Raw genomic sequence first — 15,171 nt, forward strand, 5'->3', positions numbered from 1 at the left:
TGTAACAGATTATGCCAAAACAAATTGAAATTTTTACCGATGGTTCTTGCTTAGGTAATCCCGGTGCGGGAGGTATAGGAATATTGCTACGTTATAAACAACATGAAAAGCGTATTTCAAAAGGTTATTTCCTCACCACCAATAATCGTATGGAATTGCTGGCGGTAACGGAAGCATTAAATAGCCTGAAAGAACCTTGTATCGTGACCATTTATAGTGACAGCCAATATATGAAAAATGGCATTACACAATGGATTTTTAATTGGAAAAAGAATAATTGGAAAGCCAGTTCAGGCAAAGCGGTAAAAAATCAGGATTTGTGGATTGCATTGGATCAAGCCATTCAAGCGCATCAAATTCATTGGCAGTGGGTCAAAGGGCATGCCGGGCATATTGAAAATGAAATTTGCGATCAGTTGGCTAAGCAAGGCGCCGAAAACCCGACCTTACAAGATGTTGGCTATCAGCCAGAAGATAAATAAAAAAGTGCGGTTAAAAAAGCTTACGTTTTTGACCGCACTTTCTGTTTTATTACTCAAATAATTCTTTATGTAGTTGACGAACAACGTCATCTGCTTGCGAACTTTGCACAAGTGTACATACATTATTTGTGCTTGCACCATAGCTAATCATTCTGATGCTATATTGTTCTAACGATGAGAAAATACGTTTCGCAATCCCTGCGGAAATATGTAAATCGTTACCAATTAAGGCGACGAGAGATAATCCCGTATCCACTTTTACGGTGCATACTTCGCTCAATTCTGTTAGTAATTCGTTAGAAAGTAAATCAGTGCCAGCAGAAGCTGAACCTGTTTTATCTAATGTCAGTGCGACACTTACTTCTGATGTGGTAATGGTATCAACAGAAATTTTATATTTCGCTAAGATATTGAATACATTAGCTAAAAATCCTTGCGCATAAAGCATATTTAAGCTGGATAAGGTAAGCAAAGTTTGATCTCGGCGTAATGCAATAGCGCGAAATGTTGGGCGAGGTTGTGGATCACGAGTTACCCAAGTGCCACCATCTTCAGGTGCTTTACTTGAACCAACATAAACAGGAATATTGCTTCTTACCGCGGGAAGTAAGGTCGCTGGATGTAGTACTTTTGCACCAAAAGTTGCCATCTCAGCAGCTTCGGCAAAACTCATAGTATCAATACGTTGCGCATTTGGTGCAATACGAGGATCTATTGTATAAATGCCCGCTACATCAGTCCAAATTAAGACTTCTTTCGCATTTAATACTTCCGCAATCAGTGCAGCAGAATAATCTGAGCCACCGCGACCTAAAGTAGTGGTTTTGCCTTGTGGATCACGACCGATAAAACCTTGTGTAATAATAAGTTCTCCGCGATCAATGAGTGGTTTTAAAATATTGTCACTATTTTTCTGGGTTTGTTCATCATTTGGTCTTGCTTTACCAAAATGGCTATCTGTTGCCACAATTGTTCGGACATCAATCCAAGTGGATTGCACGTTTAATTCGCGTAGAATTTCCACAAATAAACGTGTTGACATCATCTCACCATGGCTAATTAATTCGTCTGTTAATGCTAAAGAAGTAGCAAGACTTGCCGCTTCAGCAAGAGAAGATATATTTTGTAATAAGCGTTCAATTTCGGGACGAACCAAAGCATCATCTTTTAATTCAGATAAAATGTTTTCTTGAATTTGACGCACTTCACCGATTAATTTTTCACGTTGTACGCTGTCAACGCCTTTTGCTAACTCAACTAATAAATTGGTCACGCCTGCTGAAGCAGACAAAATAACCACACGTGTGTTTGGATCTGCCATGATAATTTTGGCACAGGACACCATTGCATTGAAATTGGCAACACTTGTTCCGCCAAATTTTGCTACTGATAAATGAGGCATAAGTTTTTCTCCCAAAATAATAATAGATAGGCATAGAAATAGCGGTTTCATTAGACATTGTCAATATTTTTTAAGAATCGTTTAGATAATCGAGAGAGTGGCTTGCCTGAAAAGGAAATTTACTTGCCTAAATATTGCGTAGATTTGACAAAGTGCGGTAGAATACGCGGAATTTTTTATTTAAAGGTTTTCATAAATGACGGAACAACAAGTCCAAAATCAAGAAGTTGAAATTGCTGAAACTGAACAACAAGCGTTATCAACAGAAACCGCCACAGAAGAAGTGAGCGGCAAATGGTCAAATAAAGAAGTGATTGCTTATTTAGCCGAAAAATTCCCTTTATGCTTTTCAGTTGAGGGGGAAGCTAAGCCATTAAAAATTGGTTTATTCCAAGATTTAGCAGAAGCATTGGCTGATGATGATAATGTGAGTAAAACACAATTACGCCACGTTTTGCGTCAATACACATCAAATTGGCGCTATTTACATGGTTGTCGTTTAGGTGCTGTTCGCGTGGATTTGCAAGGTAATCCAGCGGGTGTACTAGAGCAAGAGCATGTTGAGCATGCGCAACAACAGCTAGCGGAAGCTAAAGCGAAATTAGCAGAAAAACGCGCAGCAAACAAAGAACAAGTGAAAAAACGTCCAGCACGTAAACCACAGGTCGATAAAAATGCAAAATTCGCTAAGAAACCAATGGCGAATAAAAAAACGATGCCGAAATTAACCGCAGTTTCTTTGGATGATTTGCAAGAAGGTGGCAAAGTTAAAGTCAAAGTAGGCGATAGTGTGAAAAATGCTGTTGTGCTACAAACAATGAAAGATTCTGCACGTGTGCAGTTAGACAATGGTTTAGTTGTTAATATTGCAGCGGATCGTTTGTTTGCATAATTTATTTCATAATGCTGCGCAAGCAGCATTAATACATCAATAGATTGATCTATCTGATGTTTTTTCTTTATTAGGAATGTCTAAATGAAGTTGATGAATTCTAAGCAGTATGCTGTAACGGTTTTCTCGTTGTTATTATCAGCGAGTGTCACAGCGGTTGAGCCAAATATTAAATTTAATGAGATCAAAATTCCGTCTTCGACAGAAGAAAATTCGTTAGCAACCAAACGCGTAACAACACGTTTGACGCAATCTCATTATCGTAAATTTCAGTTAGATGATGCTTTTTCTAATAAGATTTTTGACCGTTATATCAATCAGTTAGATTATAGCCATAATTTGTTTATTCAATCTGATGTGGATGAATTACGTGCTAAATACGCTAATGTGTTAGATGATCAATTGAATGAAGGTAATTTAGAAGCGGCTTTTGCGATCTATGATCTTATGACGCGCAGACGTTATGAACGTTATGCTTATGCATTATCCTTATTAGACAAAGAGCCTAATTTAAATGGTCAAGATCAAATTGAAATTGATCGCACCAAAGCTGCATTCCCAAAAACAAAAGAAGAAGCAGATCAACTTTGGGAACAACGTGTTAAACAGGATATCATTGATCTTAAATTAAAAGATAAAAATTGGGCTGAAGTTAAGAAAACATTAGTCAAACGCTATAATTTGGCGATTCGTCGTTTAACACAGACGAAATCAGACGATATTACACAGACATATTTGAACGCTTTAGCGCGTGAAATTGATCCTCACACAAGCTATTTAGGTCCTAGAGCAGCCAAAAGCTTTAACGAAAGTATGAATTTGTCGTTAGAAGGGATTGGGGCAACATTACGTCAAGAAGATGATATTACAACTATTCAATCTCTTGTGCCGGGTGCTCCTGCTGCACGTAGTAAAAAATTAGCTGCAGGAGATAAAATTATTGGTGTAGGGCAGGCAACTGGCGAAATTGAAGATGTTGTCGGTTGGCGTTTAGATGATGTGGTTGACAAAATCAAAGGGAAAAAAGGTAGTAAAGTTCGTCTTGAAGTTGAGCCAGCAAAAGGGGGCAAAACCAAGATCATCACTTTGGTGCGCGATAAAGTTCGTATTGAAGATAGTGCAGCGAAACTAACCGTAGAAAAAGTGGGTTCAGAAAATGTTGCAGTAATTAAAATTCCAACATTTTATATTGGTTTAACCGACGATGTGCGTAAATTATTAAAAGAAATGAAAGCGAAAAAAGCGTCTTCATTAATTATTGATTTACGTGAGAATGGTGGTGGTGCTTTAACAGAAGCGGTTGGATTGACAGGATTGTTTATTTCTGATGGTCCAGTAGTACAAGTGAGAGATGCTTACAATCGTATTCGCGTGCATGAAGACCCTGATAATGCGCAAGTTTATTCTGGTCCATTATTAGTGATGATTAATCGTCATAGTGCCTCAGCTTCTGAGATTTTCTCGGCTGCAATCCAAGACTATAATCGCGGTATTGTTGTAGGGCAAAATACCTTTGGTAAAGGAACGGTACAACAAAGCCGTACGCTAAATTTTGTCTATGATTTAGATCAAGAGCCACTTGGATTTATTCAATATACGATTCAGAAATTCTATCGTATTGATGGTGGCAGTACACAAATCAAAGGGGTTGCACCTGATATCAAATTCCCTGAAATTATTGATGCAAAAGAAACTGGCGAGGAAAAAGAAGATAATGCGTTAGCTTGGGATAAAATTCCATCAGCGAATTATTCTCAATCAGAATCGGCTCGTGATGCAGTTCCTCAGTTAGAAGCAAAACATGAGCAACGTATTGCAAAAGATCCTGAATTTATTGCTTTAGCGGAGAATTTAAAAGTTCGTCAGGAGCGTCGTGAGCGCAAATATTTATCATTAAATTACCAAGTGCGCAAAGCAGAAAATGATAAAGATGAAGCAAAACGTTTGAAAGACATTAATGAGCGTTTTAAACGTGAAGGTAAAGCCTTGTTGAAAAATATCGATGATTTACCAAAAGATTATGAAGCACCCGATTTCTTCTTAACAGAAGCGAAGAAAATGGCAGCGGATTTAGCGTTCTTAAAGAAAGGCAAGACAGAACGCAAACAACAGGAAAAAACGAAAAACTAAGTAAGTTTACACCGCACTTTTATTAGGGATATGGCATAAAGTGCGGTTGATTTTTAAGGATTTCTGAATGAAAGCAAAAACTGACAAATTCAAATTTGCACCTCTTGTAATTTTAATTTCCGGATTATGTACGAGTTGCACAGTATCAAATTATTTTAATGCTAATGTGAATAAAGAAAGCATTAACGTTGATTTGGCAACTCAGCAAATGGAGCAAGAAAAGGCAGCTGAGGCTGCGCGTTTAGAAGCTGAGCGTAAGGCTGAAGAAGCAAAATTGGCACAAGAGAAGCAAATGCAAGCGGAAGCGAAAGTTGCGGAATTAATGGGTAATACGCCTTTACAATTTCAGCGTACTGTAGCAACGATTTATGCTGAACGTGATTATGCGCCAATTTGGGCTGATAAAGCGGCTGAAAAACAATTCTTACGTGAATATGCAGCGATGGTGGCGAGTGGTATTTCTCATCGCTCAGCAAATTCCTTAGAAGCGATTAGTGCGGCTCAGAATGATTCTCTTGTATACGATATGCTATTAACGGATGCTTTTTTAGACTATATGTATTATGCGAAAAGAGTGTCTTCTTCAGCACAAAGTTGGTTGTATTCTGTTAATAGTTATAAGCCAGAAAAGCCATCTGATGAATCTATTGCGGCCTGGTTAAGTGCGGTGAAAAATGAGCAACATTTAACATTTGTGAAGAATTTGTCTTCTGATAATCATTTATATCGCCAAACCTTAGCTCATATTGCAACGAATTTAGCTTCAGATAAGAAAAATCAAGCGGGATTATATAAATTAGCTATTAATGCTCAGCGTTTACGCATTATTCCAAGCTTTGATAATGGTATTTTTGTGAATATTCCAAGTTATCAGTTAGAGTATTATCGTGATGGACAATTAGTGTTAAATTCACGTGTTATTGTGGGTAAAGAATCACGCAGAACCCCTGTGATGTACAGCAAATTAAGCAATGTAGTGGTCAACCCACCTTGGAATGTGCCGAATACTATTTTGACGAAAGATTTAGTACCTAAGTTGGCACGAGATCCAAGTTATGCTGATCGTGCGAGTCTTGAAATTTTTGACAGCAGAGGCAATAAAATTAGTGCTTACAGTGTAAATTGGTCACAATATATTAATAGTAAATCAGTGCCTTTCCGTATTCGTCAGAAAGCGGGAGATGACAGTGCTCTTGGTCGTTTTAAATTTAATATGCCAAGTTCCGATGCGATTTATTTACATGACACACCAAACCGCGGTTTATTTAGTAAAACAGCGCGTGCTTTAAGCTCTGGTTGTGTGCGTGTAGCAAAATCAGATGAATTAGCGACAATCTTATTAAAAGAAGCGGGTTGGTCTGCTGCTAAGAAACAAAGTGTGTTAGCAAGTAAGAAAACCACTTCAGCAACGATTCAATCGGATAATCCTGTTTATTTATATTATGTGACAGCTTGGGTTGAAAATGGTAAAGTGAAAACCTTACCAGATATTTACGGTTATGATCGTGCTAAAGCGCCAAGTTATGTCAATTGGCATACTGTACAGAAATATTTATAATATTTTTGATTAAATAATGAACTAAAGTAACTTTAGCCTGACTAAATAAGATATTCGGGCTCATAGAAAGAGAGACATTTTAATGACAACAATTAACCATAGTCGCCGCAAGTGGTTATCTTTAGGTGGCGTTGTATTGGGTACAACGATTTTACCTAACTCTGTTTTAGCGGTTGTATCTACGCCAAAACCACGAATTTTGCGCTTAAGAAATATTAATACAGGAGAAACTTTTAGCTCTGAATTTTCACAAGGAAAGGGGCTTTCTTCTTCAATGTTAGGTAAATTCAATTGGTTTATGCGTGATTGGCATGTAAATCGTTCACGTAATATGGATCCTAACCTATTTACAAAACTCTATAATATTCAAAGTAAACTTGGATTGCGCAATACAGAGATCCAAATTTTATCTGGTTATAGAACAGCAGCAACCAATAGTGGTTTACGTCGTCGTAGCAGAGGTGTTGCTTCTAATAGCTATCATATTCGAGGTCAAGCAGTGGATTTTCGTGTGCCTGGCGTTTCTTTAGCAAGCATTAGAAATGCGGCGGAAAGTTTGAATAATGGTGGAGTAGGATATTACCCAGTTAGTAATTTTATCCATGTTGATACAGGGCCAGTACGCACTTGGCGTGGTAGATAAAATCATGAAAATAAGACCGCAGTTTTGCGGTTTTATATTTTAAATAAGGAATTCATAATGAATATAGATATTGTGCCAGTCACACCTTTTCAGCAAAATTGCTCTATTATTTGGAATGATGAAAAACAGGCTGCAATTATTGATCCCGGTGGTGAAGCACCTAAATTAATCCAACGAATTGAAGAACTTGGATTAGATTTACAAATGATTTTATTGACTCATGGCCATTTAGATCATGTTGGCGCAGCCATGAAATTAAAACAACATTTTAATGTTGAAATTATTGGGCCTCATTCCTTAGATTTATATTGGTTTCAATCCCTTCCGCAACAGTCTCGTCAATTTGGTTTATTTGAAATTGATGCCTTTGAACCTGATCGTTGGTTAGATAATGAACACGAAATGATTTCTGTCGCAGGATTTAATTTTGAGATTTTGCATTTACCAGGTCATACGCCAGGACACATTGGTTTTATTGAACATCAACAAAAAGTTGCGTTTACGGGCGATGTGTTATTTAAACAGGGGATTGGGCGTACGGATTTCCAAGGGGGAAGTCATCAAGATTTAATGGATTCAATCAAAAAAAAAATGTATTTATTACCAGATGATATGCTCGTTCTACCTGGGCATGGACCTCATACAACTATAGGATATGAGAAACAGAATAACCCTTTTGTTAAGTAGTTTGAACACTTAAAAGTGCGGTGGAAATTACTTAAGTTTTTAAAAGTAAAAATCCACCTTCATAGAAGGTGGCTTTGAATGACGCCCCATAGGGGCGTTTCTAAATTCCGATTCTGAGAATCCGAATTTTACATTGAAGATAGCTTTAACTGCTTATCTTCCAATTCATGTTTCTCTTGATATTTCACATATCTACGTATCATTTCTGCATTGACACCTACGGTGTCTACGCAGTAACCTCTCGCCCAAAAATGATTGCCCCATAATTTATGTTTTCTTAAATACGGAAACTTATTGAACAATCTTATCGCTGTTCGACCTTTTAGGTGACCCATCACATCTGATACCGATAATTTCGGGGGGATCTTTACTAAAAGATGAACATGATCTTGCTGAACATTCAGTTCAACTATCTCTATTTTCAGCTGCTCACAAAGGATTCTCAGCTGTATATACACTTCTCGACCTACTTTATCTTTCAAAATCCGAAAGCGACATTTCGGTGTCCAAACTAAATGATATTGACAATGCCAAATCACATGCGATGATTTCTTAAATCGACTCATTGTTTTTTCCTTATGTTGGTTATGGGGATAACTTCCACAAGGATTTTCTATGAGTCGATTTTTTCAGGCAAAGCCTTTTTAGCCGATAACCACCTTCAGAGAAGGTGGTTTTTAGTTAGCAATCAAAATGCTCGTCGCAATTGCTACGAGCATTTTTTATTGAATTAAATACTAAATGAAGAACCACAACCGCAGGTTGTTGTAGCATTTGGATTTTTGACAATAAAACGTGAACCTTCTAAACCCTCAGTGTAATCTACTGTGCCACCAATAAGATATTGCAAACTCATTGGATCGATAACCAATTTTACACCCGAATTTTCAACAATAAGATCGCCATCATTTACTTTTTCATCGAAGGTAAAGCCATATTGGAAACCGCTACAACCACCACCTGTGATGTAAACGCGTAGTTTTAACTCAGGGTTTTCTTCATCTGTAATTAATGCTTTGACTTTATTTGCCGCAGCGTCAGTAAAATGGAGCGGCACTGAGATATCAGACATTTACTTTCCTTAAAAACAAAATAAAAATTTTCGCCATTATCTAATAACCGACAAGTTCGTTCAAGGATATTTTCACATCAAAGGGGTTTAATGGTAATATATGTCAATCTTTTTTATTGTTAAGAGAAAAATATGGCAATTCCATTAAGAAATGAAGATGAATTAGTAAAAATTCGTGAAGCTTGTCAGTTAGCTTCAGATGTATTGGTTATGATCGAACCCTATGTCAAAGCTGGTGTAAGCACTGGCGAATTAGATCGTATTTGCCATGATTATATGGTCAATGTGCAAAAAACAATTCCTGCTTGTTTAAATTACCATGGTTTTCCTAATGCTACTTGTATTTCGCTCAATGAGGTTGTGTGTCATGGTATTCCGAGCCAAGACAAAATCCTTAAAAACGGTGATATTTTAAATATTGATGTCACAGTGATTAAAGATGGCTATTATGGTGATAATTCCAAAATGTATGTGGTGGGTGAAACTAATATTCGTAGCCAAAAATTAGTCGAAGCCGCACAAGAAGCACTTTATGTTGGATTAAGAGCTGTTAAAGCGGGTGTGCGTTTAAATGAAATTGGGCGTGCAGTACAAAAATATACAGAAGCACAAGGCTTTAGCGTTGTTCGTGAATATTGTGGACATGGGATTGGTGATCAATTTCATAGCGAGCCACAAGTCTTACATTATTATGCCGATGATGGTGGCGTGATTCTAAAACCTGGCATGGTGTTTACGATTGAACCTATGATTAATGCAGGTAAAAAAGAAGTGCGTTTAATGGGCGATGGTTGGACAGTAAAAACCAAAGATCGAAGCCATTCGGCGCAATATGAGCATCAAATTGTTGTCACTGAAAATGGTTGTGAAGTGATGACAATCCGAGAAGAAGAAGAGCGGGAAGGACGCATCACGCGTTTTATGATTAACCAATAGTAAGATGGTGGGGGTTACCCACCATTTTTGTATCTTATTGATATTATGTTTGTATTTGATCTCAATCCTAATGACGTAAAAGTTCAGAAAGAAGCGCTTAAACATCAAGAATTGTCTTGTTTTGCGACGACAGAAGTAAAATCATTGATTTCTAACCGCACTTTATTCTGCGATGACCTATTAATGCAATTATGGCAACATTTTCAATTAGATCAAACTGCATTAGCCTTGATCGCAGTGGGCGGATATGGACGTCAGGAAATGTTCCCTTTGTCTGATATTGATATTCTAATTTTATCTGAACAAGAAAACTCAGCTGAAACAGAACAAAAAATTACCGATTTTATTCAGTTTCTGTGGGATTGTGGTTTTGATGTAGGGGCGAGCACTCGAACCTTAACGCAATGTGAGATTGATGGAAAAGCGGATATTACTATTGCCACCAATTTATTAGAGAGCCGCTTTTTATGTGGAAATCAGAAAATCTTTGAAAAATTGACCGCACTTTTACAGCAAGAAGATTTTTGGGATAGAGAAACTTTCTTCAATGCAAAAATAGAAGAAAAAGTGCAACGTTATCAACGCTATAACAACACAAGCTATAATCTTGAGCCTGATTTAAAATACAGCCCCGGTGGATTACGAGATCTGCATTTAATTTATTGGATTGCTTTACGCCATTCTAATGCGATGAATTTAGAGCAAATTTTACAAGCGGGCTTTATTTATGCGGAAGAATATGCGCTATTGCTACAAAGCCAACAATTTTTATTCCGCGTGCGTTTTGCCTTGCATTTAATTTTAAAACGCTATGACAATCGTTTGTTATTTGAGCGCCAGCTAAAAGTGGCAGAAATGTTGGGTTATCAAAGGGAAGGAAATCAAGGTGTTGAACGTTTTATGAAACACTTTTTCCAAGCATTAGCCAATATTTCTATGCTGAGTGATATTTTAACCAAGCATTATCGTGAAAATGTGCTCACAACTGCGGTGCAAATTTCCCCAGTTTTGTTAGATGAAGATTTTGCTTTACAACATAATGCCATTATTTTGCGCAATATGGATTGCTTTACTCAAAAGCCCGACAAAATATTGGACTTATTTTATTATTTAACTCGCTATCCTGAAGCGGAAATTCATTCTTCTACCTTGCGTCAACTACTTATTGCTCTATCTCAATTGAAAGGCTATTTGTCTGAACAGTCACTGGCGAGAGAAAAATTTATCCGTTTATTTGCTCAGTCCAATGCCATTCAACGTGCTTTTGTACCTATGCATAAATATGGGGTATTAACTGCGTACATTCCAGAATGGAAGAATATTGAAGGGTTAATGCAATTTGATTTATTTCATATTTATACGGTAGATGAGCACAGTTTACAGGCAATGTTGAGATTGGAATATTTTTTACAAGCGGAATCTGCGCAAGAACACCCAATGTGCCATCGCCTATTTAGCCATTTTTTTGACCGCACTTTATTGTATATTGCGGCTCTATTTCATGATATCGCCAAAGGATTAGGAGGCGATCATGCTGAATTAGGCGCTGAAATTGTACGTCGTTTTGCGCAACAACATGGTTTTAATAAACGGGAAGTAGAAACGATAAGTTGGTTAGTTGAGCAACATTTATTGATGTCGATTGTGGCTCAGCGCCGAGATATTCATGATCCTGAAGTGGTGCAACATTTTGCTGAAGTTGTACAAAATAGAGTACGTTTAGATATACTAACTTGTTTAACGGTGGCAGATATTTGTGCGACTAATCAAACCTTGTGGAATAGTTGGAAGCGTTCGTTGTTTTCTACGCTATATGAATATAGCTTACAACAATTTAGGCAAGGAATGGATCAGATGTTGAACAATGAGGAAAAGATTGAATATCATCGTCAACAAGCTTTAGATCTGATTCAAAATAGCGATATGGATTTATCATTGACGCAGGTTAAGCAACTCTGGCAACGCTGCCAAGAAGATTATTTTGTGCGTAATACCGCGAAAGAATTGGTTTGGCATGCAGAATTATTACATCAATTTGAAGGTGATTTATTAGTTAAAGTCAGTAATCGTTTTTCTGATGGCGGCACCTTGGTTTTTGTTTATTGCAAGGATCAACCTAATCTTTTTTATAAGGTGGTGAGTCGAATCGGCGCGAGAAAATTAAGTATTCATGATGCTCAAATTTCCACAACTCTTGATGGTTATGCCATGGACAGTTTTATTGTCACTGAATTAGATGGTAGCTTGCTTAAATTTGATCGCAGACGTTTATTAGAACAGCAATTAACTGCGGTGTTAATGTCGGATAAATTACCAAAATATTCTCATAACAGTAATCCCAAATTAGCGCATTTTCATGTTAACACAGAGATTCGCTTTTTGAATATCAACCGGCAAGATCAAACCACAATGGAATTATTTGCGCTTGATAAACCCGGTTTATTGGCTGAAATTAGCCAAGTATTCTCAGCGCTGAAACTGACTTTACTTAATGCAAAAATCACAACAGTGGGGGCGAGGGCAGAGGACTTCTTTATTGTAGTAAATCAACACAAAAAGGCGTTAACCATTGAAGAAAGAAAACAATTAGAACAATGCTTGAGAGAAAAGTTAGCTTAGAAAAATAAATGCCCGAGAAACTCGGGCTAAAGCTTTTGGCGATTAATAAGCCTTTATCAAAGGAGATAAATAAAGACTTACCAAAAGAAAGTGGCTCCTCCTGCGGGACTCGAACCTGCGACATATGGATTAACAGTCCACCGTTCTACCGACTGAACTAAGGAGGAATAATTCTGTACACTTGCGATAATGGGTGCGTATCATACTGATCTGTTTTCCTCTTGTCAACAACAAAATGTAAATTTATTTATAACGTTTTTTGATGAAAAATGCGTCTATTTTTATTTGATAAACTTAACCTATTGTTTTAATTAGTTTAAAAATCACCCAAGCTTAGAGTAAAATTTTTCCTATTTTTAACCGCACTTTTATATCCACAAAATCTGTGGATAACTCTGTGAATTGTTTCTTGAAAAATCCGCTCAACCTAGATGAACACTGAGCTCATCTCTATTCTTATTTTAATTGATTGTAAAATGACATTTTGTTAGAAATCAATAAGTTATATAAAATCTAGGAAAATCTTTATAAAAATTAAAAATTTATTTTTTTATTTAACTTGACAAATATAAGTCTGTGTAAAACTTAGTTTTTTCTCTTCTGATTTTGTAACGAAATTGTGATAAAATTCACCGCACTTTATAAATGATCAGTAGTTTTTATGGCACAAAAAATTAATACCAAATCTTTTATTCTACATTCTGATTTTCAGCCTTCAGGTGATCAACCTCAGGCGATCGAAAAGCTAATAGAAAATTTAAATGATGGATTGGCTCACCAAACTTTATTAGGGGTAACAGGATCAGGGAAAACCTTCACCATTGCTAATGTGATTGCCAAACTCAATCGCCCTGCCATGTTGCTGGCCCCTAATAAAACCCTCGCCGCTCAGCTTTATGCAGAAATGAAAGCCTTTTTCCCTGAAAATGCGGTGGAATATTTTGTGTCTTATTATGATTATTATCAGCCTGAAGCCTATGTGCCGAGCAGTGATACCTTTATTGAAAAAGATGCCTCCATTAATGATCAAATTGAACAAATGCGGTTGTCCGCGACAAAATCTTTTTTAGAACGACGAGATACCATTGTGGTAGCCTCCGTTTCTGCCATTTACGGCTTGGGCGATCCTGATTCTTATTTAAAAATGATGCTGCATTTACAAACAGGTGCCATCATTAATCAGCGCCAAATTTTGGCACAATTAGCCGAATTGCAATATACTCGAAATGACCAAGCATTCCAGCGTGGTACTTTTCGTGTTCGAGGTGAAATTATTGATATTTTCCCTGCAGAATCTGATGATAAAGCGGTACGCATCGAATTATTTGATGATGAAATTGAGCGGTTAAGTTTATTTGATCCTCTTACCAATACGAATTTCGGTGCGGTGCCACGTTATACTATTTATCCGAAAACGCACTATGTGACCCCAAGAGAACGCATTTTAGATGCTATTGAAAAAATTAAAGCAGAATTGGTTGAGCGTAAAAAATTCCTATTGGAAAGTAACAAGTTAATTGAGGAACAACGTATTAGTCAGCGTACGCAATTTGATATTGAGATGATGAATGAGCTAGGGTATTGCTCAGGCATTGAAAACTATTCACGCTATTTATCAGGACGCAAAGAGGGCGAGCCTCCGCCGACCTTATTTGATTATATGCCTTCTGATGCTTTATTAATTATTGATGAAAGCCATGTTACTGTGCCACAAATTGGCGGAATGTATCGTGGCGACCGTTCACGCAAAGAAACTTTAGTGGAATATGGCTTCCGTTTGCCGTCGGCATTAGACAATCGCCCGTTACGTTTTGAAGAATTTGAGCGTTTAGCTCCACAAACGATTTATGTATCCGCTACGCCCGGTCCTTATGAGTTAGAAAAATCTGGCGGTGAAATTATCGACCAAGTGGTACGCCCAACAGGGTTGCTCGATCCTGAAATTGAAATCCGTCCTGTTGCCATTCAAGTAGACGATTTGCTCTCCGAAGCCCGACAACGTGCGGATCAAAATGAGCGTGTGTTAGTTACCACGCTCACCAAAAAAATGGCGGAAGATTTAACGGATTATTTAGATGAACATGGTATTCGTGTGCGTTATTTACATTCCGATATTGATACCGTTGAGCGTGTGGAAATTATCCGAGATTTACGTTTAGGGGAATTTGATGTGCTCGTGGGTATCAACTTATTGCGTGAAGGATTGGATATTCCCGAAGTGTCCCTTGTGGCGATTTTAGATGCAGATAAAGAAGGATTTTTACGTTCTGAGCGTTCATTGATCCAAACCATTGGGCGAGCAGCACGTAACCTAAAAGGGAAAGCCATTTTATATGCGGATCGCATCACCAACTCAATGGAAAAAGCCATTGGTGAAACCAACCGCCGTCGTGAAAAACAAATGAAATATAATGAAGAAAATGGCATAGTTCCACAAGCGTTAAATAAAAAAGTCGGCGAGTTATTGGATATTGGTCAAGGGGCAAATCAAAAAGCCAAAGCCAATAAAAATGCGAAAAAAGTGGCCGAACCTACCGCACTTTATCAGCTACCGCAAAATCCAAAAGACTATCAGCAACAAATTAAAAAGCTGGAACAACAAATGTATAAATATGCACAGGATCTCGAATTTGAAAAAGCGGCGGCAGTGCGCGATCAGCTACAACAATTAAGAGAACAGTTTTTGTTGGATTGATTTTAATATATTTAAAATAAGATATATTCTATTTCTGTGAGTTTCATCAAATGTT

The 15,171-nt window shown here is 37.4% G+C and carries 12 protein-coding genes and 1 tRNA gene; 9 read left to right on the top strand and 4 right to left on the bottom strand.

Going from position 1 to position 15,171, the window contains the following annotated elements; translation table 11 throughout:
* Positions 1–11 precede the first annotated feature (11 nt).
* The gene (rnhA, locus tag ACUXZ4_RS05315) at positions 12–482 is read left to right on the top strand and encodes a ribonuclease HI (protein WP_464972190.1); all 471 of its coding nucleotides are present in this window, start codon (positions 12–14) and stop codon (positions 480–482) included.
* 49 nt (positions 483–531) lie between these two features.
* Here the strand turns inward: rnhA and lysC are convergent, their stop codons facing one another.
* On the bottom strand, positions 532–1,884 hold the full coding sequence (gene lysC, locus ACUXZ4_RS05320; protein ID WP_464972191.1) for a lysine-sensitive aspartokinase 3: 1,353 nt from the start codon (positions 1,882–1,884) through the stop codon (positions 532–534).
* A 196-nt stretch (positions 1,885–2,080) separates the two neighbouring features.
* Here lysC and proQ point away from each other — a divergent pair, with 196 nt between their 5' ends.
* The 5 genes from proQ to ACUXZ4_RS05345 all read left to right on the top strand — a co-directional run bounded on the left by proQ (position 2,081) and on the right by ACUXZ4_RS05345 (position 7,794).
* On the top strand, positions 2,081–2,776 hold the full coding sequence (proQ, locus tag ACUXZ4_RS05325; RefSeq protein ID WP_464972192.1) for an RNA chaperone ProQ: 696 nt from the start codon (positions 2,081–2,083) through the stop codon (positions 2,774–2,776).
* An 84-nt stretch (positions 2,777–2,860) separates the two neighbouring features.
* A complete protein-coding gene (gene prc, locus ACUXZ4_RS05330) occupies positions 2,861–4,906 on the top strand; it encodes a carboxy terminal-processing peptidase (protein WP_464972193.1) in 2,046 nt (681 codons plus the stop codon).
* 67 nt (positions 4,907–4,973) lie between these two features.
* Positions 4,974–6,464, top strand: a complete 1,491-nt coding sequence (locus ACUXZ4_RS05335) for a L,D-transpeptidase family protein (protein ID WP_464972194.1) — start codon at positions 4,974–4,976, stop codon at positions 6,462–6,464.
* Positions 6,465–6,546: 82 nt separating this feature from the next.
* Positions 6,547–7,107 carry a peptidoglycan L,D-endopeptidase MepK gene (locus tag ACUXZ4_RS05340; protein WP_464972195.1) on the top strand — a complete coding sequence of 187 codons (561 nt, stop codon included), beginning with the start codon at positions 6,547–6,549 and terminating at the stop codon, positions 7,105–7,107.
* Between the two features lie 57 nt (positions 7,108–7,164).
* On the top strand, positions 7,165–7,794 hold the full coding sequence (locus tag ACUXZ4_RS05345; protein ID WP_464972196.1) for an MBL fold metallo-hydrolase: 630 nt from the start codon (positions 7,165–7,167) through the stop codon (positions 7,792–7,794).
* A 128-nt stretch (positions 7,795–7,922) separates the two neighbouring features.
* On the opposite strand, the gene tnpA is transcribed toward ACUXZ4_RS05345, so the two are convergent.
* On the bottom strand, positions 7,923–8,360 hold the full coding sequence (gene tnpA, locus ACUXZ4_RS05350) for an IS200/IS605 family transposase (protein ID WP_464972197.1): 438 nt from the start codon (positions 8,358–8,360) through the stop codon (positions 7,923–7,925).
* A gap of 164 nt (positions 8,361–8,524) precedes the next feature.
* Positions 8,525–8,866: an iron-sulfur cluster insertion protein ErpA gene (gene erpA, locus ACUXZ4_RS05355; protein WP_464972198.1), complete on the bottom strand. Its 342-nt coding sequence runs from the start codon at positions 8,864–8,866 to the stop codon at positions 8,525–8,527.
* 132 nt (positions 8,867–8,998) lie between these two features.
* Between erpA and map the strand changes: the two genes are divergently transcribed.
* Both map and glnD read left to right on the top strand, forming a co-directional pair.
* Positions 8,999–9,802 (top strand): type I methionyl aminopeptidase, encoded by an 804-nt coding sequence (map, locus tag ACUXZ4_RS05360; protein ID WP_464972199.1) that lies wholly within the window; start codon positions 8,999–9,001, stop codon positions 9,800–9,802.
* A gap of 45 nt (positions 9,803–9,847) precedes the next feature.
* Positions 9,848–12,421, top strand: a complete 2,574-nt coding sequence (glnD, locus tag ACUXZ4_RS05365) for a bifunctional uridylyltransferase/uridylyl-removing protein GlnD (RefSeq protein ID WP_464972200.1) — start codon at positions 9,848–9,850, stop codon at positions 12,419–12,421.
* A gap of 91 nt (positions 12,422–12,512) precedes the next feature.
* On the opposite strand, the gene ACUXZ4_RS05370 is transcribed toward glnD, so the two are convergent.
* Positions 12,513–12,588: transfer RNA gene (locus tag ACUXZ4_RS05370), tRNA-Asn, on the bottom strand.
* Positions 12,589–13,082: 494 nt separating this feature from the next.
* Here ACUXZ4_RS05370 and uvrB point away from each other — a divergent pair.
* Entirely contained in the window at positions 13,083–15,116 is a 2,034-nt protein-coding gene (gene uvrB, locus ACUXZ4_RS05375; protein WP_464972201.1) for an excinuclease ABC subunit UvrB, read from the top strand.
* The last annotated feature ends 55 nt before the right edge of the window (positions 15,117–15,171 follow it).

The organism is Reella acinonychis, assembly GCF_052828705.1.

Coding starts and splice junctions, on each gene's coding strand:
- rnhA (WP_464972190.1), top strand. CDS start 12: ATGCCAAAACAAATTGAAATTTTTACCGATGGTTCTTGCTTAGGTAAT.
- lysC (WP_464972191.1), bottom strand. CDS start 1,884: ATGCCTCATTTATCAGTAGCAAAATTTGGCGGAACAAGTGTTGCCAAT.
- proQ (WP_464972192.1), top strand. CDS start 2,081: ATGACGGAACAACAAGTCCAAAATCAAGAAGTTGAAATTGCTGAAACT.
- prc (WP_464972193.1), top strand. CDS start 2,861: ATGAAGTTGATGAATTCTAAGCAGTATGCTGTAACGGTTTTCTCGTTG.
- ACUXZ4_RS05335 (WP_464972194.1), top strand. CDS start 4,974: ATGAAAGCAAAAACTGACAAATTCAAATTTGCACCTCTTGTAATTTTA.
- ACUXZ4_RS05340 (WP_464972195.1), top strand. CDS start 6,547: ATGACAACAATTAACCATAGTCGCCGCAAGTGGTTATCTTTAGGTGGC.
- ACUXZ4_RS05345 (WP_464972196.1), top strand. CDS start 7,165: ATGAATATAGATATTGTGCCAGTCACACCTTTTCAGCAAAATTGCTCT.
- tnpA (WP_464972197.1), bottom strand. CDS start 8,360: ATGAGTCGATTTAAGAAATCATCGCATGTGATTTGGCATTGTCAATAT.
- erpA (WP_464972198.1), bottom strand. CDS start 8,866: ATGTCTGATATCTCAGTGCCGCTCCATTTTACTGACGCTGCGGCAAAT.
- map (WP_464972199.1), top strand. CDS start 8,999: ATGGCAATTCCATTAAGAAATGAAGATGAATTAGTAAAAATTCGTGAA.
- glnD (WP_464972200.1), top strand. CDS start 9,848: ATGTTTGTATTTGATCTCAATCCTAATGACGTAAAAGTTCAGAAAGAA.
- uvrB (WP_464972201.1), top strand. CDS start 13,083: ATGGCACAAAAAATTAATACCAAATCTTTTATTCTACATTCTGATTTT.